The sequence below is a fragment of the Azospirillum argentinense genome (assembly GCF_000632475.1).
Taxonomy (GTDB): Bacteria; Pseudomonadota; Alphaproteobacteria; order Azospirillales; family Azospirillaceae; genus Azospirillum; species Azospirillum baldaniorum.
The window spans coordinates 132,333-149,622 of record NZ_CP007797.1; the positions used below are offsets into that span (position 1 = coordinate 132,333).

A 17,290-nucleotide genomic window follows, 5' to 3' on the forward strand; every position below is an offset into this window, starting at 1 on the left:
GAAAGACGACTGCGTCACCCTGGAAAGGCTGCGGTTTTTTACTCCGGTTTAAACGGGGTCGGTCACAGTCGAATGGTCGGTTGCGCGCCCATAAAAACCAAGTGGGAAGGCCCGCGCACCCGGCCCCAGCGTCAGAAAGGCGCTCTGCATCTCGCGAATGGAGATACACATGGCCTCGATCATGACCAACACCTCGGCGATGACCGCGCTGCAGACGCTGCGCCGCGTGACCGACGATCTGGCGACCACCCAGGATCGCATCTCGACCGGTCTCAAGGTCAACAACGCCAAGGACAACGCCGCCTACTGGTCGATTGCGACCACCATGCGCGCCGACGTCGCCGGCTTCAAGGCGGTGAAGGAATCGCTGGAACTGGGTTCGGGCACGACCAACACCGCGTCGGTGGCGTCCAAGAACATCGTCGAGAACCTGCAGACGCTGAAGGCCCGCGTCATCGCCGGCCAGACCAACGGCGTCGACAAGTCGCTGATCCAGAACGACATCGACCAGCTCGTCAAGCTGGTGAAGGGCGCCGCCGCCGACGCCTCCTTCAACGGCGACAACCTGCTGCGCATCACCTACTCCAACGACGGCACGGCCAAGGACCAGAACGTCGACATCCTGGCGTCGCTGAGCCGCAGCGCCGGCACGGTCGATCCGAGCTACATCAGCTTCCAGCGCCAGGACATGCAGGTCACCTCGATCGTCGGCAAGGCCACGATCGAGCAGCAGGTGGACTCCACCAACGACCTGAAGGCCAGCGTCGGCATCGCCATCGGTGCGCCGGACACCACCTTCATCGACGGCCAGAACCTGGGCCTGGGCAACCTGACCCTGAACGTCACCAACGAGGCGGGCACCAAGACCGCCGTGACGGTGGACCTGTCGGGCATCGACTACACCACGGATCTGGCGACCACCCAGGGCCTGATCGAGACCGCGGTCAACACGGCCCTGACCGCGGCCGGCGGCGACTTCCAGGTGGCCTTCAACGGCGACAAGCTGGAATTCACCGACCAGGACCTGAACACCGACGGCAACTTCACCGCCAAGGTGGACAGCCTGTGGGTCGGTTCGAAGGAAAGCGACGCCTTCGGCGGCTTGGCCGACTTGACGCAGATCGACGTGACCTCCAACGCCACCAAGTCGCTCGAGGTCATCAACGGCCTGCTCGACAAGGCCATCGGCAAGGCCGCGGTGATCGGTTCCATCGAGAACCGCGTGTCGGTGCAGAACGACTTCGTGTCGAAGCTGACCGACTCGATGAACAAGGGCATCGGCTCCTTGGTGGACGCCGACATGAACGAGGAATCGAGCCGCCTGCAGGCCCTCCAGGTCCAGCAGCAGCTCGCCACCCAGGCGCTGTCGATCGCCAACCAGGGTCCGCAGAACATTCTCTCGCTGTTCCGCTAACCCGGTCCGGCCGGCGTCCCTCTCCCGAGGGGGCGCCGGCCTCTTTTTCCTATCCGATCCGGCTCCATTTTTTTTCCCGCCCCAGCCCCATTCCGGCGCCCCCGTGCGCGTTGCATAAGGTGCGACCATGAGCATCGCCGCCTACCAGCAGACGATGGCCGAGTGCGAAGACCCGCGCCGCATCGAATATCTGGTCTTCCTCCGCATCACCCTGGATCTGGAGACCAACCGCGACGCCGGCTGGCGGTCGGCGGCGCTGAAGGACGCGCTGTGGCGCAACCTGGAACTCTGGAACACGCTGCGCGCCGACCTGCTGGAGGACGGCAACGCCCTGCCCGAGGCGCTGCGCGCCGGGCTGGTCTCGCTGTCCTTCTCGGTGGCGCGCCAGACCACCCAGGTGCTGCGCGGCGAGGCCGACGCGGGCACGCTGATCGACATCAACCGGTCGGTCATGCGCGGCCTGCAGGGCGTGGCCCGCACGGAGGCCCCCGCTCCGATGGAGGCGTCCTATGGCGCTTAAGCTCCGCCTCAAGCCCTGCGAGCGCGTGGTCATCAACGGCTGCGTCGTGCAGAACGAGAACCGCCGCTACACCCTGACCGTCAGCAACTTCGCCCAGATCATCCGCGGCAGCGACATCATGCAGGAGGACGAGGCCGACACCCCCGTCCGCCGCGCTTACTTCCTGATCCAGAGCATGCTTCTGGACCCTCAGGCCGCGGAACAGTACGGCAGCGTCGTCGCCGGCATGATGGCGAAGCTCTACACCGCCTTCATGCATCCGGAGATGCAGGACCGCATCATGCAGGCGATGCGCAACGTCAGCGACCGCGACTACTACAAGGCGCTGGCCTGCCTGCGGCCGGTGATGGCCTACGAGGACGGGCTGCTGAACGCCCAGCGCTCCCCGCGGGACGAGCGCGTTCCCGAGACTCGCGTGGAGGCGTGACGCCATGCCCGCCCCCATCCAGGGACTGACCGGCGGCGTGTCCGGCGTCAACGGCGAGCGCGGCACCGCCAGCGCCGACCTGATCGCCGAAGCCCGCCAGCGTCAGGCCGACCGGCTGCGCGCCGCCCAGGCCGAAGCCATCAAGGCCACCGAGGTGGTCGAGGAGACCCGCGCGTCGGCGGAATCCGACAACGGCCGCCAGCCCGACCCCATCCCGCCCTACCGCGTCAACCTCGACCCCGGCACGGGCCGCCTGTCCACCGAGGTGCTCGACACCCACACCGGCGAGGTGATCCTGCGCATCCCGCCGTCCTACGCCGACCCGGCGGAGGACGCGGCGGAGGAGAGCGGGCGGCCGAAGGCCCCGGAGGTGAAGGCATGAGCACGCTCCAGGATTATCGCCAGATCGTCCGCAATCAGGACCGCTACGACGCGATGATCCGCTCGCGTCCCGACGTGAAGCGCAACATCGCCTATTTCGAGGCCAACATCGGCAAGATCTCCAGCGCCGAGGAGCTGCTGAAGGACGACAAGCTCTACCGCTTCGTCATGGTGGCCTTCGACCTGGAAAGCCAGACCTACGCACGTGCCCTCATCCGCAAGGTGCTGGACCAGGGGGTGAAGGACCCGGAGGCGCTGGCCAACCGCATGAACGACGCCAAGTTCAAGGAAATGGCCACCGTCCTGTCCTTCAAGGAGACGGGCGGCGCCACGCTGAAGGAGCCGGCGATCGTCAAGGCCATCGTCGACCGCTACGTCGACGTGTCGCTGGAGGTGAAGGCCGAGGAGAGCAACCCCGCCGTCCGTCTGGCGCTCTACTTCGACCGCAAGGCGTCGCGCATCACCAACTGGTATCAGGTGATGGCCGACCGCGCGCTGCAGAAGGTGGTCTTCACCGCGCTCGACATTCCCGAGCAGTCGGCGCTGGGCGACCTCGACCGGCTGGTCGACAAGCTGAAGAAGCGCTTCGACATCGCCGATTTCAAGGACCCGGCCAAGCTCGGGAAGTTCCTGGACCGCTTCTCGGCCATGTACGACCTGAAGAACGGCGGGCCCGCGGGAGCCTCCACGAACCTCCCCTACATCGGGCCGATCAACAGCCGCGGACGCTCCTCGATCATCGCCATCGACCCGTCCATCACCATGTCGCTGCTGAACTTCCCGCGCTTCTGAGCGGCGGCGTTCCGGCAGGCCGAATTCCGGGAGATTGGCTGTGCAGCCGAGCCGACAGGCCAGGCCGCCGGGCACCTGGCCGCACGTCGTGGCCCTGCTGCCCGGCCCGGACGACCGGGACGAGGACACCGCCCGCGACTCCCTTCATATCCTGCCGATGACCATCCTGCCGCTGGAGACTCCGGGTCTGCGCCGGGCGCGGCTGATCAAGAACGTCCGGCTCCAGACGGTGGTGGAGCTGTTCAACGACGTCCACGCCGGCAGCGGGCAGGTGATGCCCAGCCAGTTGCCGCTGCATTTCGGCAACCGTTCGCCCGAGCTGGACCGCGACCTTCTGATGATCGGGCAGATCGCCCAGGCCGCCAGCTTCGACGTCTATTCCCTGCGCATCGAGCTGCGCCGCCTGAAGATCGCGGTGGACGAGCACGCCGCCCTGCGCCTGTCGCAGCGCCGGAAGGACCAGCTCACCCGCTACATGCGCGTCTTCACCCGCCCGCTGATCGAAAGCGTCTACGGCAGCGACGACGTGCAGGTGCAGAATGTCGAGGATCTGATCCGCCTGTTCGCCGAACCCGATCTGGCGGAGGTGCGCCGCCGGCTCACCATGATGGCCGACCGGCTGGACATCGCCATGGCCGACATCCCGGCCTTCCTGGAGGAGTACGGCGACATCTTCCTGTCGCTGGCCTATTTCAAGCAGTGCCTGGACGAGATTGTGCCCGACGTGCAGGCCTTCCTGGCCTGGATGGACGCGGTGCGCGGCTTCAGCGAGGTCCGCCGCGACGCCCGACACGCCCGGATGCTCGACGAGGTGGGCCGCGACCTGACGGAGATCGCCGCCTCGATCACCGGGCGGTTCGAGAGCTTCGACAACCGCTCCAAGGACTTCTGGCGCAACATCAACGCCCAGAGTTTCCGCAGCATCCGCGACCTGATCACCAACCACCACGTCACCATCGGCGGCGTGCTGTGCGGGCTGGCGGTGAAGATGGCGCTGTGGAAGGCCCGTTTCTCCAGCGGCGGCGGCCCGGTCCGCCGCTTGGAGTTCATCCGCTCCGAGATCCTGCCGGGCCTGTCCCACATCCGCTCTCTGGAGCGCTCGGCGCGGAGTGGGGGGCGCTGAGGCCCCCGGCATTCCACAGACCTCCTACCGGCGCCGCGCGGCGAGCTGCAGGGCGGTGGCCGCCGCGGCGACGGCGATGCCCAGACCGGTCACCGCGGCCCAGCCGCCGGCGTTCCAGGCCAGCGTCGCCGCACTCGACCCCAGCGCGCCGCCCAGGAACATGCCGCCCATGAAGATGGTGTTCAGCCGGGCGCGCGCTTCGGGGCGCAGAGCGTAGACGATGTGCTGGTTCGACACCAGCGCCGCCTGGACCGCGAAGTCGAGCAGGATCACCCCGGCGACCAGACCGGCGACCGACGTCCACAGCCCGAACAGCAGCCAGGAGGCGAGCGTCAGCAGCGTGCCCAGCAGGATCACCCGGTGCGGCCCGCTGCGGTCGGCGATCCGCCCGGCCATCGGGGCAGCCAGGATGCCGACCGCGCCGACGATGCCGAACAGCCCCGCCGCGTCGGCGCCCAGGCCGAAGCGCGGCTCGGCCAGACGCAGCGCCAGGATGGTCCAGAAGGTGGTGAAGGCGGCGAACAGCAGCCCCTGGGTGACCGCGGCCAGCCGCAGGGCCGGGAACTCCCGCCACAGATGGACCAGCGAGCGCATCAGCGCCGGGTAGCGCAAGGACGCGTTCGGGTGGCTGCGTGGCAGCATGACGGCCATCAGCGCGGCCGCAGCCAGCGCCAGCGGCACGGCCAGCCAGAACATGGCGCGCCAGCCCTCGTGCGTCCCGACGAAGCCGGCCAGCGTGCGGCTGAGCAGGATGCCGGTCAGCACCCCCGACATGACGGTTCCCACCGCCGCCCCGCGCCGCTGCGGCGAGGCGAGATGCGCGGCGAAGGGAACGATCTGCTGGGCCACCGTCGCCGAGACGCCGAGCAGCAGCGAGGCGGCGACCAGCAGGGCGGGCCCCTGCGCCAGCGCCGTCGCGACCAGCGCCGCGGCGAGCAGCAGGAACTGCCCGACGATCAGCCGCCGCCGCTCCACCAGATCGCCCAGCGGCACCAGCAGGAGCAGGCCGGCGGCGTAGCCCAGCTGCGTGGCGGTCGGGATCATGCCGGTCAGCGGGCCGGGCAGGTCGTCCTCGATCAGGCCCAGCATGGGCTGGTTGTAGTAGATGTTCGCGACGGCCAGCCCCGCGGCGGTCGCCATGGCGAAGGTCAGCCCGCGCCCGAGCCGGGTCTGGTCGGGTGCGTGGGTCGATGTGTGGGGCATTGTGTCGGTGATGCTCATGACATGCGGTCCTTTCCGACAATCCCTCTCCCGCCCCGGGAGAGGGTGGCGCCGGAGGCGCCGGGAGAGGGTGCTGCCAAGGATCGAAGCGCTGATCCTAGGCGGCACCTTCACCCTCCCGCCGCTTTGCGGCGGGCCCCTCCCTCTCCCGGGGCGGGAGAGGGGTTTTCAACGTGCGAAAACCTTGAACCGGACCCTATCGCACTTTCACAATCCGCATCAGTCATGCAGAATGAATGGCCTGTATGTCGGAATATGAAGCAATGGACCTCGCCGGACTCGCCGTTCTGGTGGAAGCCGCCCAGGCCGGCAGCCTTGCCGGGGCGGCGCGGCGGCTGGGCATCTCGCCGCTGATGGCGACCCGGCGGCTGGCCGCGCTGGAGGAGGCCATGGGCGCGCGGCTGATGCAGCGGACCACCCGCTCCCTCGCCCTAACGCCGGAGGGGGAGGCGATGCTGCCCTTCGCCCAGGCGATGCTGGAGAACGAGGCGGCGGCGCGGGCCAGTGTCCGCCCGTCCTCCGCCGGGGCGTCGGGGCTGCTGCGGCTGACCGCCTCCGCCGCCTTCGGGCGCAAGGTGGTGGTGCCGGTGGTCGCGGACTTCCTGACGGACAACCCGCAGGTCTCGGTCGATCTGCTGCTGACCGACACGGTGGTGGATATCGTCGGGCAGGGCATCGACCTCGCCATCCGCATCGCGCGTCTGAACGACAGCGCGCTGATCGCGCGGCGGCTGGCCGACAACCCGCGGGGGCTCTACGCCACGCCCGGCTATCTGGCGGCCCGAGGGACGCCCGCCACCGTCGCTGATCTGGCGGAGCACGAGTGCCTGTGCCTGTCCGGCACGACCCACTGGAGCTTCGCGGGCGACGGGCGGGAGCGGCGCATCCGGGTGCGCGGCCGCTTCACAGCCAACTCCATCGAGGGGTTGCGGGACATCTGCCTCGCCGGGCTCGGCATCGCCGTCCTGTCCGAGTGGGACGTGCGCGACGAGGTGGCGCGCGGCGCGCTGGTCGCGCTCCGCCTCTGCGATGGCGAGCTTGAGCCGCTGGCGGTGTGGGGCGTCCATCCCTCGGCGCGCTTCGTGCCGCCGAAGGTTCGGCTGTTCATGGACGTGCTGGCGAAGGCGCTGCGCTGACCGGGGTCAGAGCCGGACGGCCGGGCGGTCCGCCGGCTGGGTGGCGTGCAACTCATAGAGCTTCGCGAGGATTTGCGGGGCGGGCTGCTCCGCCTTGGGCGCCGGTGCGTCCGCCGCGGCATCGGTGCCCGGTGCCTTGCGGGCGAGCGCCTCCGCCAGCACGGCCGGGGACGGGCGATGGTCCGCCGGATGTTCATGCGCCGGCCCGGCGAGGAAGGGCAGGGGCGGGGCGTTGGACGGCGCGTCCTTCGCCGGGGCCTTCGTCTCGTCCGGGCCGCCCTCCGCCAGCGTGACGAGGTGGCCCAGCGGATCGTCGCCGGTCACCGCCTCGAAGGCGGCCATGGCGGCGCTTCCCAGCAGGCCGATGGGGCCGCCGAACAGAAAGCCGCCGGCCAGCCGCGCCGGCAGGCCGATGTCGTCGCCGGTGGCGTGGCGGTAGATTTGCGACACCCCCGGCAGGTGCTGGAGCGGATTCACCGCGTCCAGCAGGTCGCCGAAATCCAGGCTGAGGTCCGCCGCCTCCTGCTTTGCCGGAGCTTTCACGGCGTCCCGTGCGGCGGTGGTCGGGGCAAGCGCGCGAGTGGCGAGCGCGGTGGCGTTGGTCATGGCGTGGCTCCGGCGGGAACGGCGAGGATGCGGTCGAGGATTCGGAAGGACTCGGGGGACGGCGTGGCGTCGTCCTTGCCCTGGCGCAGGAAGTCTTCCAACGCCGGGTTCAGCGCGACGGCGTCGTCCACCTCCGCGTCGGTGCCTTGCTTGTAGGCGCCGATGCGCACCAGCTCCCGCATGTTGTCGTAGGTGGCGGCGAGGCTCCGCGCGCGGCGCAGCAGGGTGTTCTGCTCCGCCGTATGGCAGCCGGGAAGCAGGCGCGACACGCTGCGCAGCACGTTGACGGCGGGGTAGCGCCCCTGCTCGGCGATGCGGCGGTCCAGCACGATGTGGCCATCCAGGATACCGCGCACCGCGTCGGCGATGGGCTCGTCATGGTCGTCGCCGTCCACCAGCACGGTGAAGATGCCGGTGATGTCGCCCTGGCCCTCTTGTCCCGGCCCGGCGCGCTCCATCAGTTTGGGGAGTTCGGCGAAGACGCTGGGCGGGTAGCTCTTGGCGGTCGGCGGCTCCCCGGCGGCCAGCCCGATCTCGCGCTGGGCCATGGCGAAGCGCGTCACGCTGTCGATCAGGCAGAGGACGTGCAGGCCGCGGTCGCGCAGCTCCTCCGCCACGGTCAGGCAGAGATAGGCGGCCTGCCGGCGCATCAGCGGCGGCTCGTCCGAGGTGGCGACGACGACGACGGAGCGGGCGAGGCCGTCCGCCCCCAGGTCGTCCTGGATGAACTCCTGCACCTCGCGCCCGCGTTCCCCGACCAGCCCGATCACGATGGCGTCGGCCCCGGCGTGGCGGGCGACCATCGACAGCAGCGTCGATTTGCCGACGCCCGACCCGGCGAAGACGCCCATGCGCTGGCCGCGGCAAATGGGTGTGAAGACGTCGATGGCGCGCACGCCGGTGTCCATCTTCGCCCCGACCCGGCGCCGCGCGTAGGCCGGCGGCGGGGCGGCGCGCAGCGGGCGGGCGTGGTGGCCGTTGCGCAAGGGGCCGCGCCCGTCGATTGGCTCGCCCAGCGCGTTGACCACGCGGCCCAGCCAGCCGGGGCCGGGGCGCAGCGTGAAGGCGGTGTCGTCGGTGACCGCGGCGCAGCCCTCCGCCACGCCGTCGAGGTTGTCGAAGGCCATCAGCAGCGTGCGGCCCTGGCGGAAGCCGATGGTCTCGCACAGCAGGCGCTGGCCGCGCGCCGTCTCCGCCCAGCATTTGTCGCCCACCGCCAGCACACGGCGCAGACCCTCGACCTCCAGCGTCATGCCGGCGGCGCTGCGGATCTCGCCGCGCCAGGATCGGGTCGGCATCCGCTCGATCTCGGACAGAAGGTTGGAAAGCACACGCATCGCCGGTACGTCTCCGCCGTGTCGGAATGCGGTGATCCTGCCACGAGGATTTTAAATCCGGTTTTAAACGGCGGGCGTCATCTTGGCCCTGCCTTGCTTTCCGGCTTTGCGATAGGGCCGTTCCAATGGATTTTAGCAATATTTCGGTGTTTCGGCTGACCGGCGCGCGGCTCGATTACTTGGCGGAGCGGCAGAAGCTGATCGCCGCCAACGTCGTGAACGCCAACACGCCCGGCTATCAGCCGAAGGACCTGAAGCCCTTCGCGGCGCTGATGGATGGCCCGCAGACGGTGGCGCCCGCGCTCACCTCGCCTATGCATCTGACGGGCTTCAACCCGTCCGGCGCGGTGCAGGAGGCGCGCAAGCCCGAGCAGTGGGAAACCACGCCGGACGGCAACGCCGTGTCGCTGGAGCAGGAGATGAACAAGGGCAGCGAGACGCGCGACGCCTTCGCCCTGACCGCCGGCCTGTTCCAGCGCAACCTGCAGATCCTGCGCGCCGCCTGGCGCGCCGGCTGACGACTTCGGAGTTCCCTCCCATGCTCACCGATCCCCTGGCCGCGACGATGCGGATCGCCAGTTCGGGCCTGCAGGCGCAGGGCACCCGGCTGCGCGTGGTCGCCGAGAACATCGCCAACGCCGACTCCACCGCCATGACCGCGGGCGGCGATCCCTACCGCCGCAAGACCGTGTCTTTTGCGACCACGATGGACCGCGCCGCCGGGTCGGAGATCGTGAAGGTCAAGCAGATCGGGCGCGACCGCAGCGACTTCCAACTCGTCTACGAGCCCTCGCACCCCGCCGCCGACGAGAAGGGCTACGTCAAGCGCCCGAACGTCCAGCCGCTGATCGAGATGATGGACATGCGCGAGGCCAGCCGGTCCTTCGAGGCGAGCGTCAACGTCATCGAGCAGTCGCGCAGCATGATGAGCCGCATGATCGACCTTCTGCGCGGCTGAGGAGACCCAGAGCATGATCGAACCCATCGGCCGCGCCGCCGCCGCCTACAGCCTCCACCGCGCGCCCCTGGCCCAGCCGGCGCCCGCCGCCTCGCTCGCCACCCCGCCCGCTGCGGCGGCTTCCGCGGCATCGCCGTCCGCCGAGACGGCGGCGTCGGCGGAGAGCAGCTTCGGCGCCTTCCTCGACCGTCAGGTGTCGCAGGCGGTGGAGACGCTGAACGAGGGCGAGCGCATGTCCGTCGCCGCCGTCGCCGGCAAGGCCGGCACGCACGAGGTCGTGCGCTCCGTGCTCGCCGCCGAGATGACCGTGCAGACGGTGGTGTCGATTCGCGACCGCATGGTGCAGGCCTATCAGGACGTCATGCGGATGGCGATTTGAGCGCGTGTGTTGGGACGCATTGCCCCCTCCCTAACCCTCCCCCGCTTCGCAGGAGAGGGACCGAATTCCCTCCCCTGCGAAGCGGGGGAGGGAAGGGGCCCGCGAAGTGGGAAGGGTGGGGGCAACCGCTCCCCAGGAGAACCCCCATGAACGAAGCCGACGTGCTGGAAGTCCTGCGCACGGGCATCTGGACGATGCTGCTGATCGCCGCCCCGCCGCTGGTCATCGCGGTCCTGGTGGGCGTGGCGATCTCGCTGGTCCAGGCGCTGACCCAGGTGCAGGAGATGACGCTGACCTTCGTGCCGAAGATCGTCGCCATCCTGGTCACCACCGTGCTGGCGCTGCCCTTCATGTACGGCGCGCTGACCACCTACGCCGACCGGCTGGGCAGCCTGATCGTCTCGGTGCGGTGACATGCGCCGGCTGGCCGGACTGGCGGCGCTGCTCCTGGCCGGAACCGCGACCGCCGCGGACGTGAAGCCGCCGGCCGCGCAGATCGGCACATGGTCCACCGCCCTCTACGCGCCGCGGGTCCTGCCCGCGCGCAGCCTGCCGCCGGAGGCCGCCTGCATCGACGCCATCCTGGCGGCGGAGCGCGAAGCGGGGGTGGCCGACCACATGCTGCTCGCCATGGGCTTCACCGAGGCCGGGCGGATGACCGCCGACCGGCTGTTCACCGTCTGGCCCTGGACCGTCAACACCGAAGGCGCCTCCCAGTACTTTCCGACGCGCGAGGAGGCCATCGCCTTCGTGCGCGCCGCGCAGGCGCGGGGCACGCGCTCCATCGACGTCGGCTGCCTCCAGGTGAACCTGAAATGGCACCCCGACGCCTTTCCCGACCTGGAGACCGCCTTCGACCCGCGCGCCAACGCCCGCTACGCCGCGCGCTTCCTGGGCGACCTGCACCGCGCGCAGGGATCGCTGGACGCCGCCATCGCCCGCTACCACTCCGCCCAGTCGGAGCGCGGAGCGGCCTACCGCGAGCGGGTCGGCGGCAACCGGCGCTGGGTGGCCGGCGCCATGGATTACCTGAAGACGCTGGCCGCCGGCCCGCAAGTGGCCACTTCCCAAGCCGCCCCCGGTGCGCTGCCCGCCTGGGGCCGGGCGGAGCTGGGCCGCTTGTCCTTCCTGTCCAGCCTCTACGCCAACGCGGCGGTGAAACCCCTCCTGCCGGGCGCGGACTGACCCCGACGTAAAAGCCGGTTTTACCGCGGGACGCTAGCGTACCAACGGTGCCGCACCCTGGAGTTCCCGCATGGCTTTCACGGACACCCTTCGGAACCGGATGACCAGCCTCGGCGATGCCGGGCTGGCGAACCGCGACGTGCTGTTCGCGCTGGCCATCGTGCTGGTGCTGGCCGTGCTGTTCCTGCCGGTGCCGACCTGGTTCCTCGACCTCGGGCTGGCGCTGTCGCTGGCGGTCAGCGTGCTGATCCTGATGGTCTCGCTGTGGATCTCCCGGCCGCTGGACTTCTCGTCCTTCCCGACCGTGCTGCTGGTCGTCACGGTGCTGCGGCTGGCGCTGAACATCGCGTCCACCCGCCTGATTCTCAGCCACGGGCACACCGGCCCGTCCGCCGCCGGCCATGTGATCGAGGGCTTCAGCCAGTTCATCATGGGCGGCAATTTCGTGATCGGCGTGGTGATCTTCGCCATCCTGATCGTCATCAACTTCGTGGTCATCACCAAGGGCGCCACCCGCATCGCCGAGGTCGGGGCGCGCTTCACGCTGGACGCCATCCCCGGCAAGCAGATGGCCATCGACGCCGACCTGTCCGCCGGTATGATCGACGACGTCGAGGCCCGCCGCCGCCGCAAGGAGCTGGAGGACGAGAGCACCTTCTTCGGCGCCATGGACGGCGCGTCGAAGTTCGTGCGCGGCGACGCGGTGGCCGGGCTGGTCATCACCGCGATCAACGTGCTGGGCGGCATGGCCATCGGCATGGCCCAGCAGGGCATGTCCTTCGAATCCGCGGCGTCGGTCTACACCATCCTGACGGTGGGCGACGGTCTGGCGACGCAGATCCCGGCGCTGGTCGTCTCGCTGGCCGCCGGCCTGCTGGTGACCAAGGGCGGCAACGTCGGTTCCGCCGATCAGGCGGTGCTCGCCCAGCTCGGCGGTTATCCCAAGGCGCTGATGGTGGCGGGCGGGCTGCTCTGCACGCTGGGCGTCACGCCGGGCCTGCCCGCCGCCCCCTTCGTCCTGCTGGGCGGGGGCTTCGGCGCGGCGGGCTGGTACGCGATGCGCGGCAAGATGCGTCGCGCCGCGCTCGCCCGGCTGGAGGAAAGCCGCAAGGCCCCGACCGCCCCGGCCGAGGAGGCGGTGGAGGACATGCTGAAGGTGGACGAGGTCAAGGTGGAGGTCGGCAACCACCTCGTCCCGCTGATCCTCAACAAGAACGGGCCGCTGACCGGCAAGGTGAAGACGTTGCGCAAGCGTTTCGCCAAGGAATTCGGCTTCATCCTGCCGTCGGTGCGCATCAAGGACAGCAGCTTCCTGCCGCCCAAAGGCTATGTGGTCAGCGTCATGGGCGTCGAGGTGGCGAGCGGCGAGGTGCGGCCCAAGCAGCTGCTCGCCATCGACCCGTCCGGCGGGGCGGCCCCCGACCTGCCCGGCGAGGCGACGCGGGAGCCGACCTTCAACCTCCAGGCCCGCTGGATCGACCCGGCGCGGCACGAGGAGGCCATCGCCAAGGGCTACACGGTGGTCGACCCGGAAAGCGTCATCACCACCCACCTGACCGAGGTCATCAAGGACCACCTCTCGACCCTGCTGACCTTCGCCGCCATGCAGAAGCTGCTGGACGGGCTGGGGCGGGAGTACCAGAAGCTGATCGCCGACATGGTGCCGTCGCGCATCACGCTGGTGGTGGTGCAGCGCGTGCTCCAGGCGCTGCTGGCGGAGCGGGTGTCGATCCGCAACCTGCCGGCCATCGTCGAGGCCATCGCCGAGGCGGTGAACTGGACGCGCAACATCACGCTGGTCACCGAGCATGTGCGGGCTCGGCTCGGCCAGCAGATCTGCCAGTCGCTGACGGCACCCGACGGCTTCGTCCCGGTCATCGTCCTGACCCCGCGCTGGGAGCAGGCGCTCCAGCAGAGCGTCATCGCCGAGGGCGAGGACCGCCGCTTCGCGATGCCGCCGACCCAGGTGCAGGAATTCCTGACCGCGCTGCGCATCACCATCCAGAAGCACGCCACGCCCCAGGTCTGGCCAGCGCTGCTGGTCGGGGCGGAGGTGCGGCCCTTCGTGCGCTCCCTGCTGGAGCGGGTCAGCCCGATGACCCCGGTCATCAGCCACGCCGAACTGCACCGCAAGGTGTCCGTCAAGACGATCGACCAGGTCTGAAGGAAAGGTCATGGACACGCTCGCCGACCTGCTCAGCCTGGAGGTCTACCGCGCCTTTCTGGTCTTTGCCCGCGTCGCCGCGGCGGTCAGCCTGCTGCCGGGCTTCGGGGAATTGGCGGTGCCGCCGCGGGTGCGGCTGTGCATCGCGATTCCCGTTGCGCTGGCGCTGACCCCGACGGTGCCCGGCCTGCCCGACCGCCTGCCGCCCGACGCCGCGGTGATGCTGGAGCAGATCTTCGCGGAGACGGTGGCCGGCGCCTTCCTCGGGCTGGGGGCCAAGCTGTTCCTGGCGTCGCTTCAGGTCGCCGGCAACATCGCCGCCCAGGCGATGGGCCTCGCCAACCCCTTCGGCACCGACGCGGCGGGGTTCGAGAGCGGGTCGATCCTATCGGGCACGCTGGTCATCGCCGGGCTGGCTCTGCTGTTCGCGCTCGACCTGCATTACCTGATGATCGATGCGCTGGTGCGCTCCTACGGAAGCTGGCCGGCGGCGACGCTGCCCGATCCCGGCATGGTGGCGGGCCGCTACGCCCAGCTCGTCGGCTTCACCTTCCGGCTGGGGGTGCAGATGGCGGCGCCGTTCCTGGTGTTCGGCATGATCGCCAACATGGCGCTGGCCCTGGTCAACCGGGTGATGCCCTCCATGCCCGTCTATTTCGTCGCCACCCCGGCGATGGTCGGCGGCGGGATGCTGGTCTTCCTGGTGACGGCGGGCGCCATGGTCACCGCCGCGCTCGCCGCAATGGCCGGCTGGCTCGGCGGGCGATGAGAAGGGGGCGGTGAGGGGGCGGCGATGTCCGACAACACCCAGGACGAGGAACAGAAAACCGAGGAGCCGACCGAGAAGCGTCTGCGCGAGGCGATGGAGAAGGGCGACGTCCCCCGCGCCCGCGACGTCGGTCTGGCCGCCACCATGGCGGCGGCCTGGCTGATCGCCGCGGCCGGCGGGCCGCTCGCCGCCTCGCGCATCGCCGAGGTGCTGCTGCCGCTGATCGAGAATCCGAACGACATCCGGCTCGACGGCGGTCCCTACGACGTGATGAACAGCCTGCGCTGGCTGATCGGCGGGGTGGCGGTGGCGATGCTGCCGGTGCTGGGCCTGCTGGTCGGCGGGGCGGTGGTGTCGGCGGTGGGTCAGGGGCCGCTGCTGGCGGCGAGCGACCGCATCCGGCCCAAGCTGTCGCACCTGTCGCCGCTCAGCGGCTGGCGCCGCATCTTCGCGCGCCACGCGCTGGTCGAATTCGTGAAGAGTCTCGTGAAACTGGCGATCATCGCCTGCGCCGTCTGGTTCGCCGTGGCGCCCTACATCGATTGGACGGAGGGGATCGTGGGCATGGACGTTGCGGCGCTTCCCGACCTGCTGCGGGACCTGACCCTGCGGCTGCTGCTGGCCGTCCTGTTGGCGACGGTGGTGATGGCCGCCGTGGACGTGCTGTGGAACCGGCTGGAATGGCGGCGGCGCCTGCGCATGACCTTCCAGGAGCTGAAGGACGAGTTCAAGCAGACCGAGGGCGACCCGCATCTGAAGGCGAAGTTGCGCGAGATCCGGCGCGACCGCTCGAAACGCCGCATGATGGCGAACGTGCCGCGCGCCACGGTGGTGATCGCCAACCCGACCCACTTCGCGGTGGCCTTGGAGTACGACCGGTCCAAGATGCCGGCGCCGGTCTGCCTCGCCAAGGGGGCCGACCTCGTGGCGCTGCGCATCCGCGCGGTGGCGGAGGAAAACGGCGTTCCAGTGATCGAGAATCCGCCGCTGGCCCGCGCCCTCTACGCCGCGTCGGAGGTCGACGCGGTGATTCCGCTCCAGCATTACCAAGCGGTGGCGGAGGTGATGATGTATGTGCTGCGTCTGAAGAACGGCGGGGCGGCGCAGCCGGCGCAACGGGCGTGATCGGGCGGGCGTGATCGGGCGAACGCCGAATGGATTGGAAGTCCGCTTAATGTCTTCTCAACGGGTTTGGCGGTAGACGAAAGAAATCCTTCCCTTCCGCGGCGCATCACGGCAATGAGCGACGGCGACGACCTGTTCGAGATGTACCGCTCCGACCGCGCCGCCTCCGGCGCGCTGAAGGGGGAGGCGCTGGCCACCGCGCTGGCCGACAACGTGCGGCGCAGCTTCGCGGAAATGGACCGGCTGATCCCGGAAGTGACCCAGGCGCTCGCCCAGGCCCGCTACGCGCTGCGTCTCGCCCCTGCGGTGGTGGACCGCAGCGCCTACGTCCAGCACGACCGCTCCTCCGAGAGCTTCCGCGATTACCTGCGCTTGTGGAGCCACCGCCGCGCCGAGGCGGGCAGCGGCGGGATGCATTGGGAAGCGAAGATCCTGGTCACCGACAGCCGTCGCCGCACGGCGGAGCTTGGGCTGGGCGTGACCGTCGAATGGCCGACCGCGGACCGTGCGGCCGATTGCGCCTTCGTGGAGTTCTGGACGACCGGCCAAGGGGTGAACCTGCCCTCCGAGGGCCGCAACTTCCAACGCGCCCTGGTCGCCTGCCTGCGGCGGCTGGAGGAGGCGGGGGAGATCACGCCCGCCGTGAAGCGCTGATCCGAGAGCCGGACCGCTACCCTCTATAATCCCCTCTCCCCTGGGGAGAGGGTTATGACGGCCGAAGGTGTTTGCTGGATTACAAACGAATCAGCGCCTCGACCTCCTTGATCGCCGCGTCGGCGGGAATGCGCTCCATCTCCTGGCCGCCAAAGGCCGAGGCCGTCAGCACGGCGCCCCGCGTCACCTTCGGGCGCAGCTTCTCCGCGGTGGTCGGACCGTAGAGGGTCAGCAGCGGCACGTCGGCGAGGCCGAACAGATGGCTGGTCCCGCTGTCGTTGGCGACCGCCGCCGCGCAACGCCGGGTCAGCGCGATGGTGCGCACCGGGGAATAGCGCGGCTCGGCCAGTTCGGCGTCCTGGAGCGGGAACAGCGCCTGCGGCACGGCGGCGCGCAGTTCGGGCAACCAGTCCAGCTCCGCCGGGCCGAGGATGAAGACCGGCACCCGCCCGCCCGCCGCCTGGGCGCGGGCCAGCTCCACGAAACGGTCCAGCGGCCAGCATTTCACCCGCTTGCCCGCTCCCGGCGCGATGGCGACGTAGCCCGGCCCGTCGGGCAGGACGGCACGCGCCTCGGCCTCGGCCTCGGCTGGGATGGGGACGGCCATGTCCAGCGGGGGACGCCGCCCGCCGGCCACCTCCAGCAGGTCGAACAGGCGGTCCAGCACGTGCTTCGGCCGCACGTAGCCGGGTGGCGGGCGGCGGTCGGACAGGCGGTAGCCGGCGCAGGCCGAGATGAACACGTCGTGCTTCAGCCGCCGCGCCAGCAGCGTCCGCCAGGGCAGCGCCTGGGTATCCAGCACCAGGGAGAAGCGGTCGCGGATGGGCATGCGCTTCAGCAGGTCGAGCGGGCTGCGCCCGATCCCGCTGTCGGCGTGGAACTCGTCGATCAGCCCGTCCATCATCGGGCGCAGCGTGGTCGCCAGATGGGTGCCCTCGGTGGTGATCCAGGTGATCCGGTGGTCCGGGAACAGCCCCCTCAGGGCGCGCACGAAGGGAATCTTGATGAGCGCGTCGCCGATCAGCTCGCCATGGGTGAAGACGGCGAGCGACGGAGAGCCGGCGCGGTCGGTTGCGGGCATGCGGAAGCCTCGGGAGGA

20 protein-coding genes are annotated in these 17,290 nt (G+C 69.9%); 16 read left to right on the plus strand and 4 right to left on the minus strand.

Translation table 11 applies throughout. The annotated features are described in order from the left end of the window. The first annotated feature begins 169 nt into the window (after positions 1–169). From ABAZ39_RS37605 to ABAZ39_RS29920, 6 genes are all read left to right on the plus strand, one after another. Positions 170–1,414 (plus strand): flagellin N-terminal helical domain-containing protein, encoded by a 1,245-nt coding sequence (locus ABAZ39_RS37605; protein ID WP_014199642.1) that lies wholly within the window; start codon positions 170–172, stop codon positions 1,412–1,414. Between the two features lie 127 nt (positions 1,415–1,541). After that, positions 1,542–1,934, plus strand: a complete 393-nt coding sequence (gene flaF / locus ABAZ39_RS29900) for a flagellar biosynthesis regulator FlaF (protein WP_040137936.1) — start codon at positions 1,542–1,544, stop codon at positions 1,932–1,934. Next, a complete protein-coding gene (locus tag ABAZ39_RS29905; RefSeq protein WP_040137937.1) occupies positions 1,924–2,361 on the plus strand; it encodes a flagellar biosynthesis repressor FlbT in 438 nt (145 codons plus the stop codon). The genes flaF and ABAZ39_RS29905 overlap by 11 nt, the downstream gene beginning before the upstream one ends. A 4-nt stretch (positions 2,362–2,365) precedes the next feature. Next, a complete protein-coding gene (locus tag ABAZ39_RS29910) occupies positions 2,366–2,743 on the plus strand; it encodes a FlaG family protein (protein ID WP_040137938.1) in 378 nt (125 codons plus the stop codon). Then, positions 2,740–3,534: a DUF1217 domain-containing protein gene (locus tag ABAZ39_RS29915; protein ID WP_040137939.1), complete on the plus strand. Its 795-nt coding sequence runs from the start codon at positions 2,740–2,742 to the stop codon at positions 3,532–3,534. The genes ABAZ39_RS29910 and ABAZ39_RS29915 overlap by 4 nt, the downstream gene beginning before the upstream one ends. An 88-nt stretch (positions 3,535–3,622) precedes the next feature. Continuing rightward, complete coding sequence (locus ABAZ39_RS29920; protein ID WP_014199647.1) at positions 3,623–4,657, plus strand: hypothetical protein; 1,035 nt, start codon at positions 3,623–3,625, stop codon at positions 4,655–4,657. A 24-nt stretch (positions 4,658–4,681) separates the two neighbouring features. Here the strand turns inward: ABAZ39_RS29920 and ABAZ39_RS29925 are convergent, their stop codons facing one another. Beyond that, positions 4,682–5,878, minus strand: coding sequence for an MFS transporter (locus ABAZ39_RS29925; protein ID WP_247881812.1), 1,197 nt, complete (start codon positions 5,876–5,878; stop codon positions 4,682–4,684). Between the two features lie 263 nt (positions 5,879–6,141). Here ABAZ39_RS29925 and ABAZ39_RS29930 point away from each other — a divergent pair, with 263 nt between their 5' ends. After that, positions 6,142–7,014: a LysR family transcriptional regulator gene (locus tag ABAZ39_RS29930; protein ID WP_040137940.1), complete on the plus strand. Its 873-nt coding sequence runs from the start codon at positions 6,142–6,144 to the stop codon at positions 7,012–7,014. 6 nt (positions 7,015–7,020) lie between these two features. Here ABAZ39_RS29930 and ABAZ39_RS29935 read toward each other — a convergent pair whose 3' ends face one another. Both ABAZ39_RS29935 and fliI read right to left on the minus strand, forming a co-directional pair. After that, a complete protein-coding gene (locus ABAZ39_RS29935) occupies positions 7,021–7,620 on the minus strand; it encodes a hypothetical protein (protein WP_040137941.1) in 600 nt (199 codons plus the stop codon). Then, complete coding sequence (fliI, locus tag ABAZ39_RS29940; RefSeq protein ID WP_040137942.1) at positions 7,617–8,957, minus strand: flagellar protein export ATPase FliI; 1,341 nt, start codon at positions 8,955–8,957, stop codon at positions 7,617–7,619. The genes ABAZ39_RS29935 and fliI overlap by 4 nt, the downstream gene beginning before the upstream one ends. 125 nt (positions 8,958–9,082) lie before the next feature. Between fliI and ABAZ39_RS29945 the strand changes: the two genes are divergently transcribed. The 9 genes from ABAZ39_RS29945 (at position 9,083) to ABAZ39_RS29985 (ending at position 16,191) form a co-directional block, all read left to right on the plus strand. Then, positions 9,083–9,475 carry a flagellar basal body rod protein FlgB gene (locus ABAZ39_RS29945; protein ID WP_040137943.1) on the plus strand — a complete coding sequence of 131 codons (393 nt, stop codon included), beginning with the start codon at positions 9,083–9,085 and terminating at the stop codon, positions 9,473–9,475. Positions 9,476–9,495: 20 nt separating this feature from the next. Continuing rightward, entirely contained in the window at positions 9,496–9,915 is a 420-nt protein-coding gene (gene flgC / locus ABAZ39_RS29950; protein ID WP_040137944.1) for a flagellar basal body rod protein FlgC, read from the plus strand. Between the two features lie 13 nt (positions 9,916–9,928). Continuing rightward, on the plus strand, positions 9,929–10,294 hold the full coding sequence (fliE, locus tag ABAZ39_RS29955) for a flagellar hook-basal body complex protein FliE (protein WP_051658744.1): 366 nt from the start codon (positions 9,929–9,931) through the stop codon (positions 10,292–10,294). A gap of 146 nt (positions 10,295–10,440) precedes the next feature. Beyond that, positions 10,441–10,707: a flagellar biosynthesis protein FliQ gene (fliQ, locus tag ABAZ39_RS29960; RefSeq protein ID WP_014199655.1), complete on the plus strand. Its 267-nt coding sequence runs from the start codon at positions 10,441–10,443 to the stop codon at positions 10,705–10,707. Position 10,708: 1 nt separating this feature from the next. Further along, entirely contained in the window at positions 10,709–11,479 is a 771-nt protein-coding gene (locus ABAZ39_RS29965; RefSeq protein WP_040137945.1) for a lysozyme family protein, read from the plus strand. Between the two features lie 70 nt (positions 11,480–11,549). Next, positions 11,550–13,643 (plus strand): flagellar biosynthesis protein FlhA, encoded by a 2,094-nt coding sequence (gene flhA / locus ABAZ39_RS29970; RefSeq protein ID WP_014199657.1) that lies wholly within the window; start codon positions 11,550–11,552, stop codon positions 13,641–13,643. Between the two features lie 10 nt (positions 13,644–13,653). Beyond that, entirely contained in the window at positions 13,654–14,412 is a 759-nt protein-coding gene (locus tag ABAZ39_RS29975) for a flagellar biosynthetic protein FliR (protein WP_040137946.1), read from the plus strand. 24 nt (positions 14,413–14,436) lie between these two features. Further along, positions 14,437–15,537: a flagellar biosynthesis protein FlhB gene (gene flhB, locus ABAZ39_RS29980; RefSeq protein WP_040137947.1), complete on the plus strand. Its 1,101-nt coding sequence runs from the start codon at positions 14,437–14,439 to the stop codon at positions 15,535–15,537. Between the two features lie 114 nt (positions 15,538–15,651). Then, complete coding sequence (locus tag ABAZ39_RS29985) at positions 15,652–16,191, plus strand: hypothetical protein (protein WP_040137948.1); 540 nt, start codon at positions 15,652–15,654, stop codon at positions 16,189–16,191. Between the two features lie 79 nt (positions 16,192–16,270). On the opposite strand, the gene ABAZ39_RS29990 is transcribed toward ABAZ39_RS29985, so the two are convergent. Then, positions 16,271–17,272, minus strand: coding sequence for a glycosyltransferase family 9 protein (locus ABAZ39_RS29990; protein WP_040137949.1), 1,002 nt, complete (start codon positions 17,270–17,272; stop codon positions 16,271–16,273). Between the last annotated feature and the right edge of the window lie 18 nt (positions 17,273–17,290).